Below are 25,759 nucleotides of genomic sequence, written 5' to 3' on the forward strand. Positions count from 1 at the left end.
TTGATAATGCCTGATTTTGACCAACGGTTAAATCGGTTATAAACCGTTTTCCAGGGACCGTAGCGTTCAGGCAAATCGCGCCACGGCGCACCTGAACATAACACCCAGAACATCCCATTCATCACACGGCGGTGTTCAACATGTGGACGTCCTGCCTGCCCTGAACGTACAGGGGGCAAACAAGATTCTATCAATATCCAAGCATCATCAGAAATGTCGTAACGTGCCACCATTTTGTTCCTGCATCGAAATCAATCAGATAATAATACTATTAATTGATATTAAGGGACACAGCCTAGGATTTTTTTAACTTTTGAACAATCATATGACCCGCTGCCAGCTTGGGAAAAAGATGCACTAATAGCCAAAGAGGCCGTAGAATCTGCCGGTATTGGTGGTGCTATCGGCAGCAAAGCTTCGGTTGCTTCGATTGTTGGGAAGAATAAACAGCCTTATCAGCCGAATAAGGGTGCAGTTGGTAATATGAATGAATTCCTGAAACAACCGGGTTTTGGGAACCAAATTAAAGGAAATACTCAAAAAACTAGTAAAATGTATGATGGGCAGAGTGTTTATGCTGCAAAAAGTGACATTGATAAATATATCAAAAAAGGCGATCAAATTTACTTAGATGGTGATCATAAGAATCATCTTGAAATTTTTGATAAAAGAGGAAATTTTAGAGTTGTGCTTAACTTGGATGGTTCCATTAATGATGCTAAAACTAAAGCTGCGGAGGGGAGGAAATTAAAATGATGAAAACTCTAAACAAACTTAGCTATTGTATTAATTTACTCTTACTTAGGAAAAATATCCAAGCTGAGTTAAATCTGAATTTAGATATTACCGAAAAATACAAGGAATATATTTATGATTTTGAACAAGCAGTGATGTTACTTAACAGAACTATTGAAGAGAATGATCAAATAGCTATTCAATGTGCTCTGACAAGAGTTCGGATTACATCATTGAATCTGTCTAATCTATATGCAGATATTATCGACGATGTTGTATCAATAAACAGTCAGGGCTTGTGGCCTGAGATTCCAGAAGATTACAAAATACCTGATCATTACAATTATCTATCTGAAAAATAAATCATAACCCCAGCCACTGCTGGGGTCTGAAAGATCCTAGCATTTAATGCTAGGATCTTTTTTAACGTTTGAACAATCATATGGCCCGCTGCCAGCTTGGGGAAAAGGTGCACTGATAGCCAAAGAGACAGTAGAATCTGTCGGTATTGGTGGTGCTATCGGCAGCAAAGCTTCGGTTGCTTCGATTGTTGGAGGAAATAAATCAACTAACATAGAGAAAGGAAGTAATGTACGTATTAATAGTGAATCATCTGTAAGACCAAATAATCAGGTAACTATTCCTAAGTCACGAGTTGGACATATTTTCCGCAAAGCGGAAGGACACATTGCTGACACTCCTGAAAATAGAAAATTAATATTGGATGCTGCAAATGATAAAACGGCTATTTTAGGTGGTGATCGTTATGGTAACAGTTGGTCTGCACGCACATTGCCGGATGGAACTCAAGCTTGGGTTCAAACTCGTGGGGATACAGTAATAAATGCTGGGATAAATAATCCACCTAAATCATATGACCCTCAAACAGGACTATCTTCACTAAAGCCAAGAGGTAGTAAAAATGGACAATAAGATGATTACAATAGAACAAGCTTACAAAGCTATGTTTTATTTTTTGGAGCATGAATACGAATTAACGAAGTCAGATGATATCGGTTGTTTATTGGGATCAATGGATTGGACGATCTGGGATGATTCAATTGGCCCAGCAGACCCAGCTATGTGGGAAGATTGGCTAGCCGCAGTTAAACGGACTTTATAATAGATTAGATCCCGACCAGATAGTCGGGCTCTTTCCCTTCTTTGAATCCAGTTGTTTTGCAGTCATTACGATTGCGGTGGCTACAGTGATAGAGGGAAACGGAATAAAGGTTACCGCCAGCACTGCCGCTACCATCGGTTCCGTGACTTATGGCGCGACAGCTTTAGCCTAAGTCGGAAAGAGGATAACGTCAAATGGATATAAGGTTTCCAATGGTTCTGAAAATGTAATTGCTAAAAGTAGGTTTAGCTCATCCAATAATTCAGTCGCGCATCAATCTGAAACAAATACAACAAACTGAGCGCTACACAACGGGCAGAAATGTTGTCTCACTGTGCCGGGAACGGTGGGTTATGCACACTGACCTATCAGGCTGAAATGGAAGGTGGGATAAAAACAGCGGATGCCATCAGTGGTCTGAGATGGATATTTGGCCTATCAGAAGAAGATTCCCATCGTATCAGTCAGTTTGTGACAACAGAAAACCAGAACGATTTAGGGCTGTTATATAACTCATTGCCAGCTTGGGAAAAAGGTGCACTAATAGCCAAAGAGGCCGTAGAATCTGCCGGTATTGGTGGTGCTATCGGCGGTAAAGCTTCGGTTGCTTCAATTGTTGGGAAGAATAAACAACCTTATCAACCGAATCAGGGTGCAGTTGGTAATATGGGAGAATTCTTTACTCAGCCAGGGTTTGGGAATCAGATTAAAAACGGCACACTTAAAACCAGCAAGCGATATCAAGGGCAGAGTATTTATCAAGCTAAAACCAAAATGGGTGACAATATTAGTAAAGGTGACCAAATATATTTAGATGGGTCACACAAGAATCATTTAGAAGTATTTGATAGTAAAGATAAGTTCAAGTTCGTTCTTAACTTGGATGGTACTATAAACGATGATAAAACTCGTGCAGGAAAGGGAAGGAGGTTGAAAGTTGACTAGAATCAGTTCATTGAACGAATTAAAAGAAGCGTTAGTTAGACTGGCTCGATTCTGTAATATTCCCCAACATGAATTATATGATGAAGGAAATATAGATTACACACTCAATCTGGATGAGGAACTGAATCTCAGTCTCAACCGATTATTGGATGATTTTTCTTTATTACAAAAAGCACTTTATCAGGAAGATATGATTGCTGTTCAAGCTGCTTTAAATCGAGCACGAGCTAACTCAATGGATCTAAGCAATTTTTTCGGGAATATATGTGAGGATATAGAAATGATCGGCTGGACAGAACAATATGATTGGCCGAAAATCCCCGAAGACTACAAAATCCCAGACCATTATAATTATCCTGAAAAAAAGTAATAACAACCACCCCCAGCTAAAAAGCGGGGGTTCAACTTATCAACAAGGGTACTGATTTTTAGTTTGTACTTTGCTCCAATAAGAATTTGCCTTTATGTTAGAACCATCCAAATTTTTCCTCCAAAGAGACTCTCTTAAGTAACTGATGGTGCTATCGGCGGTAAAGCTTCGGTTGCTTCGATTGTTGGGAAAAATAAACAGCCTTATCAGCCTAATAAAGGTGCAGTTGGTAATATGGGAGAGTTTTTTAAACAACCGGGGTTTGGGGGGCAGATTAAAGACGGCACACTTAAAACCAGTAAGCGGTATCAGGGACAAAGTATTTATCAAGCTCAGGGTAAACTGGGTGATATAATCAAGAAAGGCGATCAACTGTATTTGGACGGATCGCATAAAAACCACCTTGAGCTTTTTGATAGTAAAAATAATTTCAAAGCAGCCCTTAATTTAGATGGTTCAGTAAATGTGGATAAAACTAAAGCTGGTCAAGGGAGGAAACTTAAAATTGACTGAAATAAACAAGTTAAATGACATAAAAACGATTTTAGTCGAGCTAGCAGCAACCTGCAATATTTCAAAAAATGAGCTTGATAATAATGGCAGCCTTGATTATTCGTTAAATCTGGATGATGAACTGCAAGATGAGCTCAAAAAATTGATATCCATGTTTGCGGTATTGAAAAAAGCCCTTGACCAAAATGATATGGTTGCAGTTCAGACAGCATTAGTGATGGCTAGGATATATGCAATGAATTTACGTAATTTTTTTGATGGAATCTTTGAAGATATAGAAATGATCGGCTGGACAGAACGATATGATTGGCCGAAAATCCCCGAAGACTACAAAATCCCAGACCATTATAATTATCCTGAAAAAAAGTAATAACAACCACCCCCAGCTAAAAAGCGGGGGTTCAACTTATCAACAAGGGTACTGATTCTTAGTTTGTACTTTGCTCCAATAAGAGTTTGCCTCTATGTTAAAGCCAAGCCGCACAAGGGAGAAAACTTAAATGATCAATCAAGATAATCTAAACTCCATTAAAGAAGTAATAATGCTATTTGCTAAAAAGGAACATATCCCAGTTCAAAAACTTCATGACTATTGGAAAAGTGACTATAAAAACGACTGGGATATGAGTTTTACAAAAGATGTAGCTCTCCTGAATCGGGAGATATCTTTGTTAAAACAAGCATTAGAAAAAAATGATAAGGTTACACAAATTGCGGCTTTAGTTGTTGCACGAGGAATAGCTTTAGGAATTATGAATCAATTTGAAAATCTATTCGAAGATATAGAAAACATGGCTTGGTCAGATGAGTTTAAATGGCCGAAAATCCCCGAAGACTACAAGATCCCAGACCATTATAATTATCCTGAAAAAAAGTAATAACAACCACCCCAGCTAAAAAGTTGGGGTTCAACTTATTAATAAAGTGCTGACTTTTAGTCGGTACTTTGTTCCAATAAGAATTTGCCTTTATGTTAGAACCATCCAAATTTTTCCCCCCAAAGAGACTCTCTTAAGTAACTGATGGTGCTATCGGCAGCAAAGTTTCGGTTTCCTCGATTGTTGGGAAACACAGAGGAAGCGCAATACCAGTACCGGAGCCAATAGTCGCTTCTAATGGGCTAACACCCTAAACACACTCTTGGTCAGCAAGGTAATCGACCCAATGCAGGAATTGAACCTAAGGGCTCGGTGGATTTATTTAGTCATTCTATTTCTTCTGCTTCTAAAGAAAAGCAAAGATATTCCATTGATTCTGAAAAAAATGTTCATTGCTTTTCTTACAGTAATGATGGTACATGGCATTGGTCTGGTAGTACTGGAGATCAAAAAAATCCATTAGACAGACAAGAAATTCCTAATGATGTAAAGAAAAATTTTGGTTTACCTGGTAAATGGAGATAGAAATTATGATTTTTGGTGATCCATATCGTTTTGCGATATTAGTAGAATATATTCCCTATTGGAGTGATAGTTCATTTAAAAATGGGTTATTCCATTTTTATATTAATGGGAAAATGTTCCCTGATGAACTAACTACCGCAACATTAAATGTGGATGTTTTTTCTTTAGATGAAAAAAATGCATTAGTTTCTTTTCCTGAAAATAAAGAGCTATTTGATAAAGAAATTAAAGAAGCATTTAACACGATGTTAGGTATGATATCTCCTAATCTGGTAGATAGTAACCTAGAAGTGCCAGAAGATTTTGAATCGTCATATATTTATAAAGCTTCAACAGAGAATATTGATGATTTTGGTAGTTCTGTATTTGCTGTATCTTACGATGATATTGTTAGAATCATCGGAGCAAAACGACGTATCTTAAGATATGATAATAATGGTTGTGGTTATTGGGAAGATATTCCTAAACCTGATTTCTATGAAACAAAAATTTATAAAGATGAAGTTAAAGAAATAATTTCCAATATAAAAAAACATTATATATCATTGTAATATAGTCTCCATATATAACCCCAACTACAGTTGGGGTTATTTGGAATGGCAGCTCCGGAGATATTAACAATGCCTTAACAAGCAAACAGGTGCCAGGTGATATTCAGAAAAATCTAGGAGTGAAACTAAAATGATTTATGGTGATCCATTTTTATTTTCTCTTCAATTTGACATTGTTGAGTCATGGAACTCTCCAGATAGCTTCTGGAAAAATGGAATATTTTCTTTCTATTTAGAAGGGAATAAATTATTTGACATTGTTGATGTTTTCGAATTAAGAACAACAATTGACTTTTACTCAAATATGAAAATAGATGAGTTGGCATGTAATGATATTCCCTTTGATCCTATTACCTTATACAGAAATGCAGAAATGCAGAAATGCAGAAATGCAGAAATGCAGAAATGCAGAAAGTTATTTTACAGGAGAAGGAGAAGATCCTATTGATGGCTTGTTTGATATGACCTGTACTGCAATGGGGGATAATGGCTATTATATTTACTTTATGAAAACAAGCCAAAATGATCGCCTAATTTGGAGTGTTGATGATGGGAATACAATAAAGGAGACATTATTACCTGCTGGTACAGTTCATTCTGTAATTCAAAAAATGTCACAATGCCCATTAACTGAAATATTTACTAGTAACAAGAAAATAACAATGAAGCAAAAATTATTTGGTCAACCATATGATGAAAGTAATCCTGAGTGGATTCTGAAAGGTTATTTTGATGTGATGTACCAAAAGGGGAAAAATTATTTTTATGATGTTATAGAAAATATTATAAAAAGACATGGTTTTTCTACAGATGGTGCCTACTGTAATTTTCCAGATATGAATAGTTTTTTTGAAGAAGAACATTTTGAAGGGGTTGAGTTTACATGGGGCTATCCACCAGAACAAGCACCAACAATAATTGTAAGCGAAGCAACCTGTTTCAAATATGTAAAACTAGCCTGTGAGAAATATCTTCAATTACATCCAGAAGATACAGAGCAAGTAAAATCCTTACTTGTTCAACTCCCTTAAATCAGAATGATCCCAGTACCAAAAGCTGGGATCTTTTCTTAACATTTGAACAATCATATAATTCATTACCCGCCTGGGAAAAAGGTGAACTGATAGCCAAAGAAGCGGTAGAATCTGCCGGTATTGGTGGTGCTATCGGCGGTAAAGCTTCGGTTGTTTGGAAGAATAAAGAGCACAATTATTGTAATATTTTTCAAGCTAATTACCACCATATTATCTAAAAAGATTATTTATTCTGTTATTTTAATATTCTTTCCTTATTCTCATAAAGTTATTGATTTAAATTAACATTAACCATCTCCCTATCGTTAAAATAGGGAGATTATGCTTTAAATATAGATAATTAAGTAAAAATAAAAACTAATATTGGGGAGCCAAAACTAATTTTTCTTTCCGCCAGAAACGGAAAAGCGATATTTTCCTACGCTGTAGAGTAAAGCGGCGAACAAGGTAGTTTGCTGTCAATTCCAGTGCCAAGCACATCACGAAATAAATTAACGCGACAAATAAAAAGACTTCTGTCGGGTAAACCATGCTGCGGTTATTAACCTGAGTCGCCAGAAATGATAATTCCGCCACGCCAACGATATAAGCCAGAGAGGTATCTTTTATCAGCGCAATCCACTGATTAATAAAGGAAGGCACCATCATACGCAACGCTTGTGGCAACACAATGTACCAAAGCACCTGCCAACGGTTAAAACCTAATGATAACCCGGCTTGCCACTGACCGGCACCAATCGCAATAATCCCCGCTTTTACCCCATGAGCCAAGTAAGCCGATGTGATCAGCGCCAGAGCGCAAACCACCGTGGTAATTTCTGGAATTTCCACACCAAGCATCACAGGCAACAGGAAGTAAGTCCAGAAAATCAGCATAATGACGGGAATGGCACGGAAAAAGCCCAATACCGCGGCTAACAAATTAACCCAAAAGCCTTTCAGCATTGCCAAAGCAATACCAGCAACCGTACCCAATACAATAGAAATCGCCCCGGCTATCAGGCTAATAATCAATGTCAACGCCGCCCCTTCAAGAGGACCATCAGGATACGTACCTAACAGTAGATAGCGCCAGTTTTCTGCAATGACTGAAAAATCCACTTTAATGTCCTCTCGCTATAGCTTGTTGTTGACGCCATTGCCCCCAGCCTTCCATAACGGCAATGATGGCGATATATAGCACCGTTGCAACTCCGAATGCTTCAAACGTTTTTAATGTTTCGGTTTCTACTTGACGGGAAGCATATGACAACTCAGCCACGCCAATTGCCATTGTCAGTGACGAGTTTTTCACAATATTCATATATTGTCCTAGCAATGGCGGCGTTGCGATCTTCAACGCTTGTGGCAATACCACATAACGCATGGCCTGCCAGCCGGTAAGCCCCAGTGCATGAGCCGCATATTTTTGCCCACGCCCTATCCCCTGGATACCAGCACGCAGCTCTTCCGCCACGAATGGCGCTGAATAGAGGGTTAAACCAATAAATCCAGCCAGGAATTCGAATGAAGGCCAGGCCAATGGCAGACTTAATAGATTGATTTCATGAGGCGTGTTCAGCCAAAGCATCACCTCTTGCGGCAGTATTTGCCCTGAGGCGAAATACCAGAAAAACAGTTGCACCAGCAAAGGCGTATTGCGAAATAGCGTGGTGTAAGCGGTTACCGGCCAACGGAGAATTTTCAATTGGCTGTCACGGGCAGCCGCCAGTACAAACCCTAACAAGGTGGAGGCTACAACGGTACAAGCGGATATCCACAGCGTAATCAGGAAACCGTGCCAAAGCCACCCCAAATATTGGGGAGCAAGCAACTGTTCTGTAACAAATAACTCAAACATATCTTACAATTACCAGGTATTACCAATGACAAAGCCCCGCAACAACAGGCGAGGCTAGTTACCAAGGGCTTATCTCTTATTAGGACTCTGTTTGCTGCTCCAAAGGCGCAAATTTAAAGTCACCTCGCGGTTGGGCAGACTTGGTTTCCGGGCCAAACCAACGGTTATAAATTTCCGCTGCCTCACCCTCTTTTTCCAGTTTCAGCAAAGTTTGGTTCACCGCCTCAACCAAGCGCTCTTGTCCTTTCGCCGCAGCCACTGCCTGATATTCACGGGTGATGCTAAAAGGAGAGATCTCAAATTCAGCTTTTTGGGCTTCCGGTACATTAGCCAATAGACCGACTAACTTGGCATCATCCTGCGTGATGGCTTGCACGTTGCCGTTACGTAGCGCAGCAAAGGCCAGAGGCGTGTCGTCATAAGAGATAACTTTAGCTGTCGGATAATGCTCACGCAGTGTAATTTCCTGTACTGTTCCTTTGTCAGCACCAATACGTAAGTTTTTAATGTCTTCGGGCGATTTTAAAACCCCTTTACGGGCAATAAATTTTTGCCCAGTAGCAAAATAAGGGATTGAAAAATCAACTTGTTTAGCACGCTCATTAGTGACGGTAAAGTTGGCAGCTATCAAGTCAACTTTCTTTGATGCCAACAGAGGTAAGCGGTTTGCCGGATTAGTCGGACGCAGTTCTAATTTAACACCCAAATCATTGGCAATCGCGTTTGCAATATCTACATCGTAACCCGCCAATTTTTTGGTTTGTGGATCAATAAAACCAAACGGTGGGTTACTGTCGAAAACAGCGATCCGCACTGCGCCGACTTTTTTAATATCATCCAATTTATCCGCCTTTGCAGCACCAGTAACCAGTGTTAACCCGGCCAATAACGCCGTAATAAGCACGCGAGATTTCATTAAACTCTCCTGACAATAATTAATTCTTTATTAATCCAAACTATCAATTTCACTATAGTGCATGAAATAATATAAATAACTATATTTATAACTATCAGCAATTATAAGGTAAAAAAAATGCCGGTAAAAATACCAGCATTCAGATTATTGACCAAGTGGTTAGCGAGCTATTCGTTATCTTTCGTCAACAGTTTTTCCAATTCATCACCACCTACATGCCGGAAATCCTGCCCTTTTGCATAGTAGAAAATGAATTCACAGATGTTTTGACAGCGATCGCCAATGCGTTCAATAGAACGGGCACAAAGCAGGACGGTCAGTACACTTGGGATGGTTCGAGGATCTTCCATCATATAAGTCATAAGCTGGCGGACAATGCCTTCATACTCTTTATCCACCTTTTTATCTTCATGATAGATTCGAATCGCTTCTTCCAGATCCATGCGGGCAAAAGCATCTAAAACATCATGCAGCATCTGAATGGTATGACGGCCAAGGGATTCCAAACTAACCAACAGGGGTTGATGTTGATGTGAGAATTTCTCAAGTGCCGTCTGGCAAATTTTATTTGCCACATCACCAATTCTTTCCAGTTCAGCAATGGTTTTCGAAATTGACATAATCAGCCGCAGATCACTGGCCGTTGGCTGGCGCTTAGCAATAATGCGAACACACGCTTCATCAATAGCCACTTCCATCATATTGACTTTATGGTCATCCTCAATCACTTCACGCGCCAATGCTGCATCCTGATTATGCATCGCGGTAATCGCTTTGGTGAGTTGTTCCTCCACCAGCCCACCCATTGTCATCAGTTCAGTCCGAATATAGGCCAGTTCAGCGTTAAACTGACCAGAAATATGTTTATTGAGATTCAGATTGTCCATGTTACGCCCCGTAATCAACCATATCGACCGGTAATATAGTCTTCCGTTTGTTTCATTCTTGGTGTGGTAAACAATGTGTCTGTATCACTGAATTCAATTAATTCACCAAGGTACATAAACGCAGTGTGGTCTGAACAACGCGCAGCCTGTTGCATATTATGAGTCACAATTACCACGGTATATTCAGATTTCAATTCGCTGATCAACTCTTCAATACGACCGGTAGAAATCGGGTCGAGGGCTGAGCACGGTTCATCCAACAGTAAAACTTCTGGACGGATCGCAATGCCACGCGCAATACATAAACGTTGCTGTTGCCCGCCAGATAGACTGTATCCACTCTGATATAGCTTATCCCGAGTTTCATTCCATAACGCCGCTTTCGTCAAAGCCCACTGAACACGTTCATCCATTTCTGCTCTGGAGAGTTTTTCAAACAGACGGACACCAAACGCGATATTGTCGTAAATAGACATCGGAAATGGCGTTGGTTTCTGGAATACCATGCCAACTTTGGCTCGTAGCAGCGCTACATCCTGTTTATCAGTCAGGATATTATTGCCATCCAGCAAAATTTCACCTTCCGCCCGCTGTTCACCATACAGTTCATACATTTTATTGAACGTCCGTAACAACGTAGACTTACCGCAACCCGATGGACCGATAAAAGCAGTCACTTTATTCTTTGCAATATTCAACGTTATGTTTTTCAGCGCGTGAAATTTGCCATAGTAAAAGTTCAGATTGTGGACCTGAATTTTGCTGCTAGCGATATCATTAACTATGTTCATTTACTTCTCTCTGTTGAAAATATCAGTCAGTGCTTTTTCCTGGCAAACAGTACACGCGCCACAATGTTAATCAGCAATACACACAGGGTTATCAATAATACGCCGGCCCACGCCAGTTGCTGCCATTCGGAGAATGGACTCATAGCAAATTTAAAGATGGTGACCGGTAAGTTAGCAATTGGCTGGCTCAGATCGGTACTCCAGAACTGATTAGAAAGAGAGGTGAACAGCAACGGTGCTGTTTCTCCGGCAATTCGGGCAATGGCCAACAATACACCGGTGATAATGCCGGATATTGATGCTTTCAACGTGATGGCTGAAATCATCTTCCACTTCGGTGTGCCTAAAGCATAAGCGGCTTCGCGCAGGCTATCAGGAACCAGTTTTAACATGTTTTCAGTGGTTCTGATCACAATCGGCACCTGTAATAACGCCAAAGCAATCACCCCCGCCCAACCGGAAAAGTGCTGCATTTTCGTCACAACGACAGTGTAAACAAATAAACCGACAACAATAGAAGGGGCTGACAGCAAAATATCGTTTATAAAGCGGATCACTTCTGCCAGCCATGAACGGCGACCATATTCCGCCAAATAGATACCCGCCATGATCCCCAGAGGCGTACCGATAACCGTCGCCCACAGGATCAATAATCCACTGCCGACAATGGCATTTGCCAAACCACCACCTTCCGTATTCGGTGGTGGCGTCATTTCGGTGAACAGCGCCAATGACATGCCATCGAAACCTTTGGTGACTGTGGAAAACAGAATCCACACCAGCCAAAACAGACCAAATAGCATGGTCGCCATTGATAACAACAGAGCGAAGCGATTTTTTTGACGACGCCATGCTTGTTTACGGCTACGAACATCTGCCTCAATGGACTTTTGTCTATCTATGGTTGCCATATCAGCGCCCCTCATTTTTCGCCAGGCGCATAATCATCAATTTCGATAGCGCCAGCACAATAAAGGTGATCACAAATAGAATCAGACCAAGTTCCATCAATGCTGCGGTATGCAAGCCAGACTCTGCTTCCGCGAATTCGTTCGCCAGCGCAGAAGTGATGCTGTTGCCGGGCATAAACAGTGAAAAACTGTCGAGCTGGTAGGTATTACCGATGATAAAAGTCACCGCCATCGTTTCCCCCAACGCACGACCAAGACCCAACATGACACCACCAATCACCCCATTTCGGGTGTAAGGCAACACGATGTGCCAGATAACTTCCCAGGTAGTACAGCCGATACCATAAGCGGATTCTTTCATCATCACCGGCGTTTGTTCGAAGACGTCGCGCATAACCGAGGCGATATAAGGAATAATCATGATAGCGAGAATGACACCCGCCGCCAGAATACCGATACCAAAGGCAGGACCGGAGAATAATTCGCCCACGATCGGCATACTGGCGAGGAGATTGCCGACAGGCTGCTGGAAATAGGTGGCAAACAGCGGCGCAAAAACAAATAACCCCCACATGCCATATACAATACTTGGGATGGCGGCCAGTAACTCAATGGCGATACCAAGCGGACGTTTCAGCCAGTTAGGTGCTAGTTCCGTCAGGAACAGGGCAATCCCAAAACTGACAGGCACTGCGATGATTAACGCAATCAGCGAAGTAACCAACGTACCGTAAATCGGTATTAAGGCACCAAATTGCTCTGCCGGGGCATCCCACGCTTTCTGCCAAAGGAAAGAGATGCCGAACTGCTGAATACTAGGCCAAGAGGCAATAATCAGCGAGATAATGATGCCTCCTAACAAAAGTAAAGTTATCAGCGCAGCTAGCCTAACCAGTGCGCCGAAAATAATATCGCCATTTTTACTGGGTGCTTTCATTGCCGTTTTTTGTTCGGCCATAGAGCTTATTCTCATTCGGGGTTAACTCCCCCCTTAAATGGAGGGAGAATTAAAACGACAAATTTAATTGATATTTAAAGCAATCGATATTTAAAACTATCGATATTTAAAACAAGCACTATCAACACGACTTAATACAGGACCTTGCCATTGCTATCTTTTATCTGGGTTTTCCAAGCCGCACGAACTTTCTCAATCACCTCTTTAGGCAGAGTTGCATAATCCAGATCGTTTGCCTGTTTACTCCCTTTCTTATAAGCCCAGTCAAAGAATTTCAATACTTCCGCTCCTTTCACGGCATCCTTTTGCTGTGTATGAACCAGAACAAATGTGGTGGAAGTCATTGGCCACGCATTTTCACCTTGTTGGTTTGTCAAATCCTGAGCAAAGGTTTTATGCCATTCCGCTTTCTTCGCTGCGGCACTGAAACTCTCGCCTGTCGGGCTAACAACATTGCCATTAGCAGATACCAGTTTGGTATAAGCCAGATGATTCTGTTTAGCGTAAGCATATTCAACATAACCAATAGAGCCCGTCAGACGCTGAACAAATGCGGCAACTCCATCATTACCTTTACCGCCTAAGCCAATAGGCCAGCTTACGGTGGAACCTGCGCCAACTTTTTCTTGCCACGCTTTATTCACTTTAGAGAGATAGCTAGTAAACACAAAGGAGGTACCGGAACCATCAGCACGACGTATCACAGCAATATCTTGCTCCGGTAGTTTGACTCCCGGATTCAACTGAGTAATCGCTGGATCATTCCACTTTTTCACTTTACCTAAATAAATATCGCCTAAAGTTTTACCATCCAGCGTCAATTCACCGGCTTTAATCTCCGGGATATTAACCGCCAATACCACTCCTCCGATAACGGTCGGGAACTGAAACAAACCATCAGCAGCTAACTTTTCATCGGATAAAGGGGCATCGGAAGCACCGAAATCAACGGTATTTGCCAGAATTTGTTTTACGCCACCAGAAGAACCGATGCCTTGATAATTGACTTTATTACCTGTCTCTTTTTGATAAGAATCCGCCCACTTGGCATACACCGGTGCGGGAAATGTCGCACCTGCCCCGGTTAAGCTAGTGGCAGCAAATACAGACAAGGTTGTCAAAGAAAACGTCGCTGCCATTATGCCGGCTACGGTGGTACGCATCAGTTTCATAATCCCTCCTAATGGGATATTGAGAATCAATAAAGAAATCTATTCGTCAAATTCAAAAAAGGTGCAGGAGGGAAAATAGGTTAATTTAATTACAGCAAAATGTCTTAATTATGACATTTTTATGACAGCACAATGGGCACTTAACCTGAGACTGACATAAAACTGTCATCTCCATACACCATAAAAAATCAAATATAGGAGATGATTATCAAGCCGTTAAAAATTATCCTCCACGACAGGAATACAGACACGCATAGATAATCCCCCTCTGGGGCTGGTACCCACTTCAATTTTCCCATCATGAGCATCAACAATTCGCTGAACAATCGCCAAGCCTAACCCTGTTCCACTGTTGCTACGCGCTCTTTCGCCCCGCACGAATGGCTGAAATAATCGCGGTAGATCTTCCTGCTTAATACCGGCTCCATTATCTTCTACCTGAAACCAAGCAAATTTATTTGTCTGACCACTACTCACTTTAATCCAGCCGTTACCATAACGATTGGCATTAACCAACATATTAGCCAATGCCCGTTTAATAGAAATCGGATTGGCGTTAATGGTGATTGGGTGCAGAGATAGATGGTTTTCAATATCCTGCTCATAACCATTTTCGGCGGAAATAACCTCTTTGAGTATGGAATTCAGTTCACAGAATTCCATTGGCATCTCTTGTCCGGTACGGAGATAGTCAATGAATTGCTCAATAATGGCGTTACACTCTTCAATATCTTTATTGATAGATTCAGACAGATAAGCATCTTCCTTACTCATCATTTCTGTTGCCAATCGAATACGTGTCAGCGGAGTACGCAAATCATGGCTTACGCCAGCAATTAATATCGTGCGATCACTTTCCAATAACTTTATCCCGGCGGACATTTGGTTAAATGAACGAATGGCTGCGCGAACTTCCAGAGAACCCGATTCCCGCACCGCCGGCATCATAATACCTTTACCTGTTTGCCTGGCTGCATACTCCATTTCCAATAAAGGCCGGTTCTGAAAACGGATATAAAGCCAGATACAACCAAATACCAGTAATAGAATTGCCAGTGTATAGCGGAAAATAGGAGAAAATTGATTTTGTTCGATTTCAGTCAAAGGAACCCTGACCCAAATATCGGGAGCTAGATAAGAATTAAGCCAAAGTATCGGACTATCTGTGTTTATCTCCAGACGAAGATCAGCCTTGCCGCCAAGGTACTCGCCCATCTTCTCACTCAAGAAATCATAACGTCTGGCCCAACGTAAACCTTGTATCTCCGCATCAGATTCAGAATAGAGTGTAATACCCAACTCCTGATAAATCTCACGGCGAACGACTGGCGATATCACCAGAAAAGAGCCATCCTCTAGCTTCAACTTTTCAGCCATTAGGGTACGAACTTCATACGCTAATACTTTATTGAACTGCTGCAAGCTCGGCATGATAACGAAATTCACAACAACCAGGTAGCTGGTTACCAGGCTGATAAACAGCATAGCCATAATCAGGAATAAAGTATGGGTAAACGTGCTGCGAGGGGAGAATCGCAATAATTTCATACACGAATTCCGTCAGGCACAAAGACATAACCCAGACCCCAGATAGTCTGGATATAACGAGGATGTGTCGGATCTTCTTCAATCACACGGCGCAGGCGTGAAACCAAGACATCAATCGATCGCTTCATCGTACTATATTCCCGACCATGCGCTAAGCTCATCAGCTTATTACGGGACAGTGGCACGCCAGGATAAGAAACCAATACTTTCAATACGGCAAATTCTCCACTGGTTAATTGAATATGTTCATCTCCCTGAAACATTTCCCGCGTACTCAAATTGAGACTAAACTTACCAAAATTAATGATCGCATCATCGTCAGCCGGTAGGCCCAATAACTTATTCGCCTGACGACGTAATACCGCCCGGATACGCGCCAATAGCTCACGAGGATTAAATGGCTTCGGAATATAATCATCAGCGCCAATTTCTAACCCAACAATACGATCTACCTCTTCTCCTCTCGCCGTCACCATAATAATCGGTACCGGATTACTTTGGTTTCTCAGCCTTTGGCAAACAGAAAGCCCATCCTCTCCTGGTAACATTAAATCCAATACGATTAAGCTAACAGATTCCCGTGTCAGTAAACGGTCCATCTGCTCCGCATTAGCGGCACTACGTACCTGAAAACCTTGTTCTGTCAGATAACGCTCTAATAACGTTCGTAAACGCATGTCATCATCCACCACAAGGATCTTGTTATCTACTTGCATTATCAAACTCCAAAAAACACTACATGCTTTGATAAATTTATCATTTTGAAAGAGATTAACCCAAAGATAGAAACCAGATATCTGTATTTTGAGACTATTCCTAATAGGACTTATTTCCACTGTTATTAATTAGAATGATTAATTTAGTGGTTTATTACTGACAAAGAGAACGCAGTAATTCACTGTCAACTATCGAATTTCTATCGTTATTTTGCCATCGCCCCCCATCAATTAGCGTCCTGGCTCCCGGCAAATCGATAGAAATCCATTTATTAGCTAGATTAAATTCATCAGGCAGACTAAACGGAAAATGCCTTTTGCTGCATATTACCTTCTTATCTCTGCCACGGTTTTCAGTTTTTCCTGACTAACGAGGACCTGGATCGATAATGTTCAGCTCACCAACGTTTGGACAAGAAACCACTCGATGATCGATTTTTCGTCACCTTTCCTAACTATAGTAAACAATTTCGCTTGTTTTTTCTTCATTTGAACCTTAATAGCCTGTTTCATCACCAGCAAGATCCACAGCATACATACTATTCAGTACGCAGAACCATAAATTATATGATGAACATTATAAATATTAGAGCCAAATATCATAATGAGCGGACGGGTAAAGCAATCTTGTTACCAATAATGCTAACCCGAAACCGTCTGTTAACCCTTTATCTCCCGTTTTAACATCCGCGCTCACCGCAGTGGGAGCGTATCGTATTCTCTTGCCATGAAGCCGAATCCATCAACAGTGATAAATTTATTCAACCGATAACGACCCAAATGTCACAAATACGTTAATCTTGCAAAACAGCCGGAATTTATTGATTAATGACTAAAAACTAAGTCTTAATTTGACATCTACCGAAATGGGCTGTTTTATATACTCTATGGATTTCGAGATGCATCGCGACAGCAAGAGAGCGAATCCCCGGGAGCATAGATAACGATGTGACCGGGGTGAGCGAGTGCAGCCAACAAAGAGGCAACTTGAAAGATAACGGGTATACACTTATGAGATTAACGACGGTATCTACATCAAGATAAAATGAAAACTAAACTGATAACCCGTGAAGGCTACAACAAATTAAAGGAAGAACTGGATTATCTCTGGCGTGAAGAGCGCCCAGAAGTGACTAAAAAAGTGACTTGGGCAGCAAGTCTCGGTGACCGGAGTGAAAACGCAGATTATCAATATAACAAGAAGAGGCTACGGGAGATTGATCGCAGAGTCCGATATCTAACCAAGAGCTTAGAAGAATTGCGGTGTGTTGATTATTCTCCCCAACAAGACGGACGAGTGTTCTTCGGTGCATGGGTAGAGATCGAAAATGATCAAGGTGAGATTAAACGCTTCCGTATTGTCGGGTACGACGAAATTTTTGGTCGCAAAGACTACATATCAATCGATTCTCCAATGGCCCGAGCTTTATTAAAGAAAGAAGTGGGAGACAGTGCAATCGTTCATACACCAACAGGAAAAGTGTTGTGGTACGTGAATGAGATCGAATATACAAAATAGCCTATACCTTATGGATTTCAAGATGCATCGCGACAGCAAGGGAGAGAATCCCCGGGAGCATAGATAACGATGTGACCGGGGTGAGCGAGTGCAGCCAACAAAGAGGCAACTTGAAAGATGACGGGTATATATACTCTTTCGACATGATGTCGTTAGCGCTATATATCGAAGAATAACAACTGAATGAATCGCCGCTAACGATTCATTCACTCGGCAAAGCGCAATTTAATACAGGCGACCAGAATTAAATAAATGTGAAAATGACGCTGCTATTTTTCCTCTTAACATCACAACCAAGGTAATCAATTATATCGCCACATATTTTATAATTATAAAAATCAGTGTAAAAACGACTCCCAATTAGGAAGGCGTTTAAATAAAGACAAAAATAGTTAGGTAATCCCTCCATTTTTAACGAAAGTCAAAAGTAGAGTTGTAATTCATTAGTTACCTGCTCCTCGAACAACACGATGAAACTCAGGTTTTTCCTACTTTAGCCATTCTTTCAGTTTAATTCGGATATTCAGAAACAGCTCACAACAAATTCGGTAACCCACTTAGGGTTCCAGCGACAACTTCTCACATTTGAGTTCAATCACAGTTGCTATAGCGTTATAGCGTAATCGGCAACAAATTCGTTGAATGATATCGTAACTCGTCAGAATAAGATTAAACGTAAACTGGAAATTATTTCTCGCAAAACGTATAAAGGAGGTTTTGTGAATATTTGAAATTTACCCACCAGAAGAAAACAGAACATGAATGAATCTCTGAGCCAAATTATTGCAAGTGAGCTACAGGCGCAGCCACAACAAGTACTTTCAGCGATTAGCCTGCTTGATGAAGGGAATACTGTCCCTTTTATTGCACGATATCGTAAAGAGGTCACCGGCGGTCTGGATGACACCCAACTTCGCCAACTTGAGACCCGCCTTAGTTATCTACGCGAACTGTCGGACCGTCGCCAAACCATTCTTAAATCCATTGACGAGCAAGGTAAGCTAACCCCAGAACTGACCGAAGCAATTAATGGCACCCAGAGCAAAACAGAGCTGGAAGATCTTTATCTGCCATATAAACCGAAGCGTCGTACCCGTGGACAAATCGCTATTGAAGCGGGCCTTGAACCGCTAGCGGACTCCTTGTGGCAAGATCCACAGCAAGAACCGGAGCAGGTTGCTACTACTTTTATTGATCCTGATAAAGGTGTCGCTGATACCAAAGCCGCACTGGATGGTGCGCGTTATATCCTGATGGAACGTTTTGCCGAAGATGCAGCATTATTGGCAAAAGTACGTGACTATCTATGGAAAAATGCCCATCTGGTCGCTAAAGTCGTTACAGGAAAAGAAGAGGAAGGCGCTAAATTCCGCGACTATTTTGATCACCATGAACCTATCGCACAAGTCCCTTCTCACCGAGCATTGGCTATGTTCCGTGGTCGTAATGAAGGCGTACTGCAACTTTCCCTAAATGCTGATCCCCAGTTTGATGAGCCACCGAAAGAGAGTTACGGCGAACAGATTATTACTCAACATCTTAATCTGCGCTTGAACAATGCACCGGCAGATAGCTGGCGCAAAGCCGTGGTGAATTGGACTTGGCGCGTCAAGGTATTGCTACATCTTGAAACTGAATTGATGAGTACCTTGCGTGAGAAAGCGGAAGATGAAGCCATCAAAGTATTCGCCCGCAACCTGCAAGATCTATTGATGGCCGCACCTGCGGGCATGCGTGCAACAATGGGGCTCGATCCCGGTCTGCGTACCGGAGTCAAAGTGGCCGTTATCGATGCGACCGGCAAACTGATTGCCACAGACACCATCTATCCACACACCGGGCAAGCGGCTAAAGCCGCTGCAAGCGTGGCAGCATTGTGTATCAAACATCAAGTAGAACTGGTCGCTATCGGTAACGGAACGGCTTCCCGTGAAACAGAACGTTTCTTCGCGGATGTGCAAAAACAGTTCCCAGAGATAAAAGCCCAAAAAGTGATTGTCAGTGAGGCAGGAGCATCAGTTTATTCTGCTTCTGAACTGGCAGCACAAGAATTTCCCGATCTGGATGTTTCACTACGCGGTGCAGTCTCTATCGCCCGCCGCTTGCAAGATCCTCTCGCCGAATTAGTGAAAATCGATCCAAAATCCATCGGCGTAGGTCAATATCAACATGATGTCAGCCAGACTCAGCTTGCCAAAAAACTGGATGCCGTCGTTGAGGATTGTGTAAACGCCGTCGGAGTGGATCTCAATACCGCTTCTGTTCCACTGCTAACCCGAGTTGCCGGATTAACCCGTATGATTGCCCAGAACGTCGTCAACTGGCGTGATGAGAATGGCCGTTTCAATAACCGTACACAATTACTGAAAGTCAATCGCCTCGGACCAAAGGCTTTTGAGCAATGTGCTGGATTCTTGCGGATTAATCATGGTGATAACCCGCTGGATGCATCGACCGTTCATCCAGAAGCTTACCCGGTAGTTGAAAAAATTTTGGCGGCTACTGAGCAGAAACTCCAAGAATTGATGGGTAACCCTGCTTCACTGCGTGGATTGCAACCTCAGAATTTCACCACCGAACAATTTGGTGTTCCAACCGTTACCGATATTTTGAAAGAGCTGGAAAAACCTGGCCGCGATCCACGTCCAGAGTTTAAAACTGCGACTTTCGCAGAAGGAGTGGAAACCATGAATGATCTGCGTCCGGGAATGGTGCTGGAAGGGGCGGTCACTAACGTGACTAATTTTGGCGCATTTGTCGATATCGGCGTTCATCAAGATGGTTTAGTTCATATCTCTTCGCTGTCCGATCGCTTTGTAGAAGATCCTCACACCGTGGTAAAAGCGGGTGATATCGTTAAAGTCAAAGTGCTGGAAGTTGATCTGAACCGTAAGCGTATCGCTCTAACCATGCGCCTTGATGAGCAACCGGGAGAAACCCAATCACGTCGCAGTAACAATACGCAAACTGACCGCCGCCCTGAACGTAATGACAGAAACCGTAATGCTTCCCGTTCTTCTACCTCAGCCGGAAACAGTGCTATGAGTGATGCACTAGCCGCCGCATTCGGAAAAAAACGTTAAAATTCCCATCGCCGTAAACAGGTGCACTGCTTCGGCAGTGCACATTTCACCGTTTCTATCAGAAAGAAGATTCATGTCAACTTGAGTGACTAAGTGATCAAATTAACACCAACAATGAAAATACGATTAACATTGAAATTAATGATGGTTATTATTTTTATTTGCAATTAGTATGAATTGGATTAAAAATTACACTTCATAATGAATGAGTGCAACTAATTCTCGGTATTACTTTACTTATCACATATCCCGGAAGGTCATATGCAACTTCTTCCAGACCATAGCTACAAGATCATTGGTTTTTCTCCGAAGATCAGCCCGGCTTACCGACAGAAATTGCTGTCATTAGGTATGTTGCCCGGTTCTTCTTTTCATGTTGTCCGCTTAGCACCTTTAGGTGATCCGATACAAATTGAGACTCGCAGAGTCAGCCTAATCCTGAGAAAAAAAGATTTGGAATTTCTCACATTAGACAGCGTTCAATGCAACGCATAATCCGTTGCAAGCAACGAAACAGTTACTCTTAATTTAATCTGGCACCAAAAACATGAAAGCACTGACCATTGGCTTAATTGGCAACCCCAATGCCGGCAAAACGACATTATTTAACCAACTTACTGGCTCCCGACAACGTGTAGGCAACTGGGCTGGCGTTACAGTAGAACGAAAAGTTGGCCGTTTTACCACCGCGGAACACAAAATTGAGTTAGTTGACCTACCGGGAACCTACTCTCTAACCACAATTTCTGAACAAACATCACTGGATGAGCAGATAGCCTGCCACTATATCCTGAGTGGTGATGCTGACATGCTGATTAACGTCGTAGATGCTGCTAACCTTGAGCGAAATCTCTACCTGACGTTACAACTGTTGGAATTAGGCATTCCCTGCATCGTTGCGCTCAATATGCTGGATATCGCTGACAGTCAGCATATCCAAATTAATATTGCCGAACTGGAGCAACGCCTTGGCTGTCCAGTCATTCCAATGGTTTCGACCCGAGCAACCGGCCTGAATGAGCTAAAACAAGCAATTGACCGCCATCAGCAGAATTCCGTGCAGTCACTAATTCACTACCCTGACTGCCTGTTGCAAGAAGTTGAGACGTTATCTGATGTAATTTCAGACAATTTTCATGCTCAACAACGCCGTTGGTTAGCGCTTCAAATGCTTGAAGGGGATATTTACAGCCTGGAACGTTCCGGCCTTGCTACCTCAATGCTGACTGCATCCAAGGAACGCTTGCAACAACAGCAATATGACGAGCCCGAACTGTTGATTGCCGATGCGCGCTATCAAAGCATCAATACATTGTGCATGGCCGTGATTGATACCCAAAAAGCCATGCCAAATAAACTCACCCAAGCAATCGATAAAATTATCCTTAATCGTTGGTTAGGCGTACCTATTTTTCTGGCGGTTATGTATTTAATGTTCGTGCTGGCAATTAATATCGGTGGGGCGCTACAACCTATCTTTGACAGTGGTTCTGTCGCTATTTTCATTCATGGGGTGCAATGGCTTGGGCATACCTTAAGTTTTCCAGAATGGCTGACGATTTTCCTCGCGCAAGGTATCGGTGGTGGTATCAACACAGTTTTGCCGCTGGTACCACAAATCGGCATGATGTATTTATTCCTCTCTTTCCTTGAGGACTCTGGCTACATGGCGCGGGCTGCATTTGTCATGGATCGTCTGATGCAAGTTCTCGGGCTGCCGGGTAAATCATTTGTCCCGTTGATCGTTGGCTTCGGCTGTAACGTCCCATCCATTATGGGGGCAAGAACGCTAGACGCTCCGCGTGAACGCTTGATCACGATTATGATGGCACCCTTTATGTCTTGCGGTGCACGATTAGCCATCTTTGCCGTATTTGCCGCCGCATTCTTTGGCAAAAATGGGGCAACTTTTGTTTTTTCCCTTTATATATTGGGTATTGTCGTCGCTATTCTGACTGGCCTGATGTTGAAATACACCATTATGCGCGGCGAAGCTTCACCATTCATTATGGAGCTCCCGGTTTACCACATTCCGCATCTAAAAACTCTGCTTCTGCAAACCTGGCAACGCCTGAAAGGTTTTGTTATCCGTGCCGGTAAAGTGATCGTTATCGCCAGTATGTTCATCGGCGCTCTTAACAGCTTCTCATTTTCTGGTAAAGCGGTAGATAGCATCAACCAATCCGCTCTGGCTTCGGTCAGCAAGATTATTACGCCAGTATTACAGCCAATTGGCGTTCACTCAGATAACTGGCAGGCAACTGTAGGTCTGATAACCGGAGCAATGGCAAAAGAAGTGGTTGTTGGGACACTCAATACCCTGTATACCGCAGAAAGCATTACTAATGAGCCGTTTAATGCAAATGAGTTCAACCTGCTTGATGAACTGAAAGATGCAATTGGTGAAACCTGGGATAGTTTGAAAGATACCTTTACTCTGAGCGTGCTGTCCAACCCAATCGAAGCCAGCAAAGGTGACGGTGAGATGGATGGCGGTACTATGGGAACAATGAGTGCCAAATTTGGCTCCGCTATTTCAGCTTACAGTTATCTGATCTTTGTGCTGTTATATGTACCTTGTGTTTCGGTGATGGGCGCGATCGCTCGTGAAACAAGCCGTGGTTGGATGACATTCTCCATTCTGTGGGGATTGAACGTGGCTTATTCAATTTCAGCTCTGTTCTACCAGATGGTGACTTTCTCACAACATTCACAAAGCAGCCTGATTATCATTCTGACCGTCGTTACATTTAACGCACTGGTGTTCTACTTCCTGCGCCAGGCACGCAGCCGTGTGACGATGAAGTTAATCAGCAACCCGGGAAATAGCTGCCACTGCTCCAGTGGAAACTGTCACTAGGAATTGAAAATGATTAGCCTATTACAAGTAAGGGATGCAGTCGCTCTGAATGGGCGGGCAGATGCTAAGTTGTTGAGCCACCAGCTTTCTGCTTCATTATCGATGGTAGAAGCGATGCTTGAACAACTCACCGTAATGGGCAAATTGGAAAAAATCAATGCAACTGCCTGCCTAAGCGGCAGTTGCAAACAATGCCCAGAAACACAGAAATGTGATACAGCGGTTTATCGGATCGTTGGGGGATGTTAATCATTTAATTATATTGGTGTTATGCGTTTCGTTTAGCTCTTATTGCGGCTTTCTTTTCTTCCATTCGCAATTTTGCTTTTTGACGAGATAAAAATTGTGATTCACCCGCCACTAATTTCTCAAAGGCAGCATCGACTTCTGTCTTTAAATTCTCAGGGATCAAATCTCTCCCGGCCAAATTCCAATTCAGATTGCTATCCCATGTTTGCTTGGTTTTTCCTTTCAGGTACAAGCCATAATGTTTTGCATTGATAAAATCAATCTTGCTAAGCTCATTTGGATTGTACATATTTATTCCTTTCCCCAGTTAATTTATGCTTTTTAAATAAAAAATACAGGAATATCACCGCAAGCAGAATGCTTGTTAATTTGAAAGTAAACTCGATAGAAATGAGTTTTGCAGTATACCCACCAATAACCGGCATCAAAATTGCCACTACAGATGAAATTTTCTGTATATCTCCAGTCGCTTTCCCTACGTGTTCAAAACCAATGATATTTCTTACACCGTATCTAATTGCGAAAAATGTGACACCAGAGGCCATACCAACAAGGAAAACTAACAAATAGTATGTGGCATAATGATGTGTTTTTGCGTCTAAAAAACCAAATCCCCAAAAAGCTACAAAATTAGTCATAACGGAGAATAACAGGACATTCTTGGCTGACAACTTTTTAAGTAACCAACCAGAAACTCGTGTTCCTACTATGCCACCGACCCCGAGAAGTGAAATTATGTAGCCTATGCTACTTTCATTTTGCCCAATCCTCTCGAAGAAGATACCGAGCATATCGTTACTAAGAAAAAAGGCTAAGTTTGACAAAGTATAAGCCGAAACAAGTAAATATAAATCCGGTTTGTTTTTCAATTGCTGTATGAATGAGAAACGTTCTACAGCAGTAGGATTTATACCTTCATTTGCATCAAGCCTACAAGTATTATCAAAGTATGATGTCAACATACCGACTAGGTTAAATGTCATTGATAATAACAGGACAAACCATAATCCATAATTCGTGTTTAAATATACAACAAACAAGGGAATGACTATTCTGCTAAAGTTGATGATATATCCATAAATTTCATAAAATCGTTGAGACTCATTATCATCTACATTCAATTTTGTGTTTGATATTCCAAGCCCACATCGACAGGTTGTTTTGATTAATGTAATGATATAAAGAAATATAATTGGATCAGCTACAGATAAAAAAGGCATGACAATGCCATTAATAAAGAACAGCAATGTCCTCCAATTTAATACATTTCCGTTGTCAAACAGCTTGCCGAATAATCCACTGGCCACTAGAAATGGAATAGCGAAGCAAGCACCCAATATCCCCATTTCGGATGGAGTAGCATGCAGGCTATATATAGCTATGATGCTTAAAATAGCGTAATCAAGATAAGTATCAAGTTCATGTACACCTATACTAATGTATTTTTTCATTGGTTATCACCTACATGAGGCTAGCCAGAAGTTGATAGTCCATAATGTCTCCTTTTTAAACTTTAGGTTGATATTTACTTATTTCCAGTGAGGAAATTTAAATATAAGCAACAATCTTTATCCATGTAAATTAGGTGTTAAAGTGAAAATTTTATTATTGTGAAACAACTCATGTTTTTTAACC

31 protein-coding genes are annotated in these 25,759 nt (G+C 41.8%); 18 read left to right on the top strand and 13 right to left on the bottom strand.

Features of this window, described 5'->3' with window-relative positions:
* Positions 1-230: transposase (locus EAE91_RS17485; protein ID WP_214089593.1), on the bottom strand; the 230-nt coding region annotated here is incomplete at its 3' end.
* A gap of 253 nt (positions 231-483) precedes the next feature.
* On the opposite strand from EAE91_RS17485, the gene EAE91_RS17490 reads away from it, so the two are divergent.
* From EAE91_RS17490 to cdiI, 13 genes are all read left to right on the top strand, one after another.
* Positions 484-756: a hypothetical protein gene (locus EAE91_RS17490; protein ID WP_214089594.1), complete on the top strand. Its 273-nt coding sequence runs from the start codon at positions 484-486 to the stop codon at positions 754-756.
* A complete protein-coding gene (locus tag EAE91_RS17495; RefSeq protein WP_214089595.1) occupies positions 753-1,097 on the top strand; it encodes a hypothetical protein in 345 nt (114 codons plus the stop codon). Before EAE91_RS17490 ends, EAE91_RS17495 begins: the two co-directional genes overlap by 4 nt.
* Positions 1,098-1,143: 46 nt before the next feature.
* Positions 1,144-1,668 carry a hypothetical protein gene (locus EAE91_RS17500; RefSeq protein WP_214089596.1) on the top strand — a complete coding sequence of 175 codons (525 nt, stop codon included), beginning with the start codon at positions 1,144-1,146 and terminating at the stop codon, positions 1,666-1,668.
* Positions 1,658-1,858 (top strand): hypothetical protein, encoded by a 201-nt coding sequence (locus EAE91_RS17505; protein ID WP_036783417.1) that lies wholly within the window; start codon positions 1,658-1,660, stop codon positions 1,856-1,858. The genes EAE91_RS17500 and EAE91_RS17505 overlap by 11 nt, the downstream gene beginning before the upstream one ends.
* Before the next feature lie 321 nt (positions 1,859-2,179).
* Positions 2,180-2,803, top strand: coding sequence for a hypothetical protein (locus EAE91_RS24330; protein WP_244868910.1), 624 nt, complete (start codon positions 2,180-2,182; stop codon positions 2,801-2,803).
* Complete coding sequence (locus tag EAE91_RS17520) at positions 2,796-3,173, top strand: hypothetical protein (RefSeq protein ID WP_214089597.1); 378 nt, start codon at positions 2,796-2,798, stop codon at positions 3,171-3,173. Before EAE91_RS24330 ends, EAE91_RS17520 begins: the two co-directional genes overlap by 8 nt.
* Positions 3,174-3,407: 234 nt before the next feature.
* Positions 3,408-3,686, top strand: a complete 279-nt coding sequence (locus tag EAE91_RS17525; protein ID WP_244868911.1) for a hypothetical protein — start codon at positions 3,408-3,410, stop codon at positions 3,684-3,686.
* Positions 3,679-4,056: a DUF6853 family protein gene (locus tag EAE91_RS17530; protein ID WP_214089598.1), complete on the top strand. Its 378-nt coding sequence runs from the start codon at positions 3,679-3,681 to the stop codon at positions 4,054-4,056. The genes EAE91_RS17525 and EAE91_RS17530 overlap by 8 nt, the downstream gene beginning before the upstream one ends.
* A 130-nt stretch (positions 4,057-4,186) precedes the next feature.
* Complete coding sequence (locus tag EAE91_RS17535; RefSeq protein WP_214089599.1) at positions 4,187-4,564, top strand: hypothetical protein; 378 nt, start codon at positions 4,187-4,189, stop codon at positions 4,562-4,564.
* A 312-nt stretch (positions 4,565-4,876) separates the two neighbouring features.
* Positions 4,877-5,089 (top strand): hypothetical protein, encoded by a 213-nt coding sequence (locus EAE91_RS17540; RefSeq protein ID WP_214089661.1) that lies wholly within the window; start codon positions 4,877-4,879, stop codon positions 5,087-5,089.
* Between the two features lie 5 nt (positions 5,090-5,094).
* The gene (locus tag EAE91_RS17545; protein ID WP_214089600.1) at positions 5,095-5,640 is read left to right on the top strand and encodes an immunity 42 family protein; all 546 of its coding nucleotides are present in this window, start codon (positions 5,095-5,097) and stop codon (positions 5,638-5,640) included.
* Positions 5,641-5,770: 130 nt separating this feature from the next.
* Positions 5,771-6,088 carry an Imm42 family immunity protein gene (locus EAE91_RS17550; protein ID WP_247983031.1) on the top strand — a complete coding sequence of 106 codons (318 nt, stop codon included), beginning with the start codon at positions 5,771-5,773 and terminating at the stop codon, positions 6,086-6,088.
* Positions 6,030-6,671 carry a ribonuclease toxin immunity protein CdiI gene (gene cdiI / locus EAE91_RS24610; protein WP_247983030.1) on the top strand — a complete coding sequence of 214 codons (642 nt, stop codon included), beginning with the start codon at positions 6,030-6,032 and terminating at the stop codon, positions 6,669-6,671. The genes EAE91_RS17550 and cdiI overlap by 59 nt, the downstream gene beginning before the upstream one ends.
* A gap of 360 nt (positions 6,672-7,031) precedes the next feature.
* On the opposite strand, the gene EAE91_RS17560 is transcribed toward cdiI, so the two are convergent.
* From EAE91_RS17560 to ompR, 10 genes are all read right to left on the bottom strand, one after another.
* Positions 7,032-7,775 carry an amino acid ABC transporter permease gene (locus tag EAE91_RS17560; RefSeq protein WP_214089601.1) on the bottom strand — a complete coding sequence of 248 codons (744 nt, stop codon included), beginning with the start codon at positions 7,773-7,775 and terminating at the stop codon, positions 7,032-7,034.
* A gap of 1 nt (position 7,776) precedes the next feature.
* The gene (locus tag EAE91_RS17565; protein ID WP_214089602.1) at positions 7,777-8,514 is read right to left on the bottom strand and encodes an amino acid ABC transporter permease; all 738 of its coding nucleotides are present in this window, start codon (positions 8,512-8,514) and stop codon (positions 7,777-7,779) included.
* A gap of 79 nt (positions 8,515-8,593) precedes the next feature.
* Positions 8,594-9,430: an ABC transporter substrate-binding protein gene (locus tag EAE91_RS17570; RefSeq protein ID WP_214089603.1), complete on the bottom strand. Its 837-nt coding sequence runs from the start codon at positions 9,428-9,430 to the stop codon at positions 8,594-8,596.
* 167 nt (positions 9,431-9,597) lie between these two features.
* Positions 9,598-10,317 (bottom strand): phosphate signaling complex protein PhoU, encoded by a 720-nt coding sequence (phoU, locus tag EAE91_RS17575; protein ID WP_214089604.1) that lies wholly within the window; start codon positions 10,315-10,317, stop codon positions 9,598-9,600.
* Between the two features lie 14 nt (positions 10,318-10,331).
* Entirely contained in the window at positions 10,332-11,108 is a 777-nt protein-coding gene (gene pstB / locus EAE91_RS17580) for a phosphate ABC transporter ATP-binding protein PstB (RefSeq protein ID WP_214089605.1), read from the bottom strand.
* A gap of 26 nt (positions 11,109-11,134) precedes the next feature.
* Positions 11,135-12,019 carry a phosphate ABC transporter permease PstA gene (pstA, locus tag EAE91_RS17585; protein ID WP_214089606.1) on the bottom strand — a complete coding sequence of 295 codons (885 nt, stop codon included), beginning with the start codon at positions 12,017-12,019 and terminating at the stop codon, positions 11,135-11,137.
* A gap of 1 nt (position 12,020) precedes the next feature.
* Positions 12,021-12,977 (bottom strand): phosphate ABC transporter permease PstC, encoded by a 957-nt coding sequence (gene pstC, locus EAE91_RS17590; RefSeq protein ID WP_214089607.1) that lies wholly within the window; start codon positions 12,975-12,977, stop codon positions 12,021-12,023.
* A gap of 131 nt (positions 12,978-13,108) precedes the next feature.
* Positions 13,109-14,149: a phosphate ABC transporter substrate-binding protein PstS gene (pstS, locus tag EAE91_RS17595; RefSeq protein ID WP_214089608.1), complete on the bottom strand. Its 1,041-nt coding sequence runs from the start codon at positions 14,147-14,149 to the stop codon at positions 13,109-13,111.
* A 216-nt stretch (positions 14,150-14,365) separates the two neighbouring features.
* Complete coding sequence (gene envZ, locus EAE91_RS17600) at positions 14,366-15,697, bottom strand: two-component system sensor histidine kinase EnvZ (RefSeq protein ID WP_214089609.1); 1,332 nt, start codon at positions 15,695-15,697, stop codon at positions 14,366-14,368.
* Entirely contained in the window at positions 15,694-16,413 is a 720-nt protein-coding gene (ompR, locus tag EAE91_RS17605) for an osmolarity response regulator transcription factor OmpR (RefSeq protein ID WP_214089610.1), read from the bottom strand. The genes envZ and ompR overlap by 4 nt, the downstream gene beginning before the upstream one ends.
* A 1,045-nt stretch (positions 16,414-17,458) precedes the next feature.
* On the opposite strand from ompR, the gene greB reads away from it, so the two are divergent.
* The 5 genes from greB (at position 17,459) to EAE91_RS17630 (ending at position 24,124) form a co-directional block, all read left to right on the top strand.
* Positions 17,459-17,932: a transcription elongation factor GreB gene (gene greB, locus EAE91_RS17610; RefSeq protein ID WP_011144611.1), complete on the top strand. Its 474-nt coding sequence runs from the start codon at positions 17,459-17,461 to the stop codon at positions 17,930-17,932.
* 758 nt (positions 17,933-18,690) lie between these two features.
* On the top strand, positions 18,691-21,015 hold the full coding sequence (locus EAE91_RS17615) for a Tex family protein (RefSeq protein ID WP_214089611.1): 2,325 nt from the start codon (positions 18,691-18,693) through the stop codon (positions 21,013-21,015).
* 261 nt (positions 21,016-21,276) lie between these two features.
* The gene (gene feoA / locus EAE91_RS17620; protein WP_112879608.1) at positions 21,277-21,510 is read left to right on the top strand and encodes a ferrous iron transporter A; all 234 of its coding nucleotides are present in this window, start codon (positions 21,277-21,279) and stop codon (positions 21,508-21,510) included.
* Positions 21,511-21,562: 52 nt separating this feature from the next.
* Positions 21,563-23,875, top strand: a complete 2,313-nt coding sequence (gene feoB, locus EAE91_RS17625) for a Fe(2+) transporter permease subunit FeoB (protein WP_214089612.1) — start codon at positions 21,563-21,565, stop codon at positions 23,873-23,875.
* Positions 23,876-23,884: 9 nt separating this feature from the next.
* Complete coding sequence (locus tag EAE91_RS17630) at positions 23,885-24,124, top strand: FeoC-like transcriptional regulator (RefSeq protein WP_214089613.1); 240 nt, start codon at positions 23,885-23,887, stop codon at positions 24,122-24,124.
* Between the two features lie 19 nt (positions 24,125-24,143).
* Here EAE91_RS17630 and EAE91_RS17635 read toward each other — a convergent pair whose 3' ends face one another.
* Both EAE91_RS17635 and EAE91_RS17640 read right to left on the bottom strand, forming a co-directional pair.
* A complete protein-coding gene (locus tag EAE91_RS17635) occupies positions 24,144-24,413 on the bottom strand; it encodes a hypothetical protein (protein ID WP_214089614.1) in 270 nt (89 codons plus the stop codon).
* Positions 24,397-25,575, bottom strand: a complete 1,179-nt coding sequence (locus EAE91_RS17640) for an MFS transporter (protein WP_214089615.1) — start codon at positions 25,573-25,575, stop codon at positions 24,397-24,399. Before EAE91_RS17640 ends, EAE91_RS17635 begins: the two co-directional genes overlap by 17 nt.
* Positions 25,576-25,759: the final 184 nt, after the last annotated feature.

The organism is Photorhabdus noenieputensis (genome assembly GCF_018448935.1).
Taxonomy (GTDB): Bacteria; Pseudomonadota; Gammaproteobacteria; order Enterobacterales; family Enterobacteriaceae; genus Photorhabdus; species Photorhabdus noenieputensis.

Excerpts from the sequence above, each read along its gene's own strand:
- EAE91_RS17490 (WP_214089594.1), top strand. The coding sequence starts at position 484 with ATGAATGAATTCCTGAAACAACCGGGTTTTGGGAACCAAATTAAAGGA.
- EAE91_RS17495 (WP_214089595.1), top strand. The coding sequence starts at position 753 with ATGATGAAAACTCTAAACAAACTTAGCTATTGTATTAATTTACTCTTA.
- EAE91_RS17500 (WP_214089596.1), top strand. The coding sequence starts at position 1,144 with ATGCTAGGATCTTTTTTAACGTTTGAACAATCATATGGCCCGCTGCCA.
- EAE91_RS17505 (WP_036783417.1), top strand. The coding sequence starts at position 1,658 with ATGGACAATAAGATGATTACAATAGAACAAGCTTACAAAGCTATGTTT.
- EAE91_RS24330 (WP_244868910.1), top strand. The coding sequence starts at position 2,180 with ATGTTGTCTCACTGTGCCGGGAACGGTGGGTTATGCACACTGACCTAT.
- EAE91_RS17525 (WP_244868911.1), top strand. The coding sequence starts at position 3,408 with ATGGGAGAGTTTTTTAAACAACCGGGGTTTGGGGGGCAGATTAAAGAC.
- EAE91_RS17535 (WP_214089599.1), top strand. The coding sequence starts at position 4,187 with ATGATCAATCAAGATAATCTAAACTCCATTAAAGAAGTAATAATGCTA.
- EAE91_RS17545 (WP_214089600.1), top strand. The coding sequence starts at position 5,095 with ATGATTTTTGGTGATCCATATCGTTTTGCGATATTAGTAGAATATATT.
- EAE91_RS17550 (WP_247983031.1), top strand. The coding sequence starts at position 5,771 with ATGATTTATGGTGATCCATTTTTATTTTCTCTTCAATTTGACATTGTT.
- cdiI (WP_247983030.1), top strand. The coding sequence starts at position 6,030 with ATGCAGAAATGCAGAAATGCAGAAAGTTATTTTACAGGAGAAGGAGAA.
- EAE91_RS17565 (WP_214089602.1), bottom strand. The coding sequence starts at position 8,514 with ATGTTTGAGTTATTTGTTACAGAACAGTTGCTTGCTCCCCAATATTTG.
- EAE91_RS17570 (WP_214089603.1), bottom strand. The coding sequence starts at position 9,430 with ATGAAATCTCGCGTGCTTATTACGGCGTTATTGGCCGGGTTAACACTG.
- phoU (WP_214089604.1), bottom strand. The coding sequence starts at position 10,317 with ATGGACAATCTGAATCTCAATAAACATATTTCTGGTCAGTTTAACGCT.
- pstB (WP_214089605.1), bottom strand. The coding sequence starts at position 11,108 with ATGAACATAGTTAATGATATCGCTAGCAGCAAAATTCAGGTCCACAAT.
- pstA (WP_214089606.1), bottom strand. The coding sequence starts at position 12,019 with ATGGCAACCATAGATAGACAAAAGTCCATTGAGGCAGATGTTCGTAGC.
- pstC (WP_214089607.1), bottom strand. The coding sequence starts at position 12,977 with ATGGCCGAACAAAAAACGGCAATGAAAGCACCCAGTAAAAATGGCGAT.
- pstS (WP_214089608.1), bottom strand. The coding sequence starts at position 14,149 with ATGAAACTGATGCGTACCACCGTAGCCGGCATAATGGCAGCGACGTTT.
- envZ (WP_214089609.1), bottom strand. The coding sequence starts at position 15,697 with ATGAAATTATTGCGATTCTCCCCTCGCAGCACGTTTACCCATACTTTA.
- ompR (WP_214089610.1), bottom strand. The coding sequence starts at position 16,413 with ATGCAAGTAGATAACAAGATCCTTGTGGTGGATGATGACATGCGTTTA.
- greB (WP_011144611.1), top strand. The coding sequence starts at position 17,459 with ATGAAAACTAAACTGATAACCCGTGAAGGCTACAACAAATTAAAGGAA.
- EAE91_RS17615 (WP_214089611.1), top strand. The coding sequence starts at position 18,691 with ATGAATGAATCTCTGAGCCAAATTATTGCAAGTGAGCTACAGGCGCAG.
- feoA (WP_112879608.1), top strand. The coding sequence starts at position 21,277 with ATGCAACTTCTTCCAGACCATAGCTACAAGATCATTGGTTTTTCTCCG.
- feoB (WP_214089612.1), top strand. The coding sequence starts at position 21,563 with ATGAAAGCACTGACCATTGGCTTAATTGGCAACCCCAATGCCGGCAAA.
- EAE91_RS17630 (WP_214089613.1), top strand. The coding sequence starts at position 23,885 with ATGATTAGCCTATTACAAGTAAGGGATGCAGTCGCTCTGAATGGGCGG.
- EAE91_RS17635 (WP_214089614.1), bottom strand. The coding sequence starts at position 24,413 with ATGTACAATCCAAATGAGCTTAGCAAGATTGATTTTATCAATGCAAAA.
- EAE91_RS17640 (WP_214089615.1), bottom strand. The coding sequence starts at position 25,575 with ATGAAAAAATACATTAGTATAGGTGTACATGAACTTGATACTTATCTT.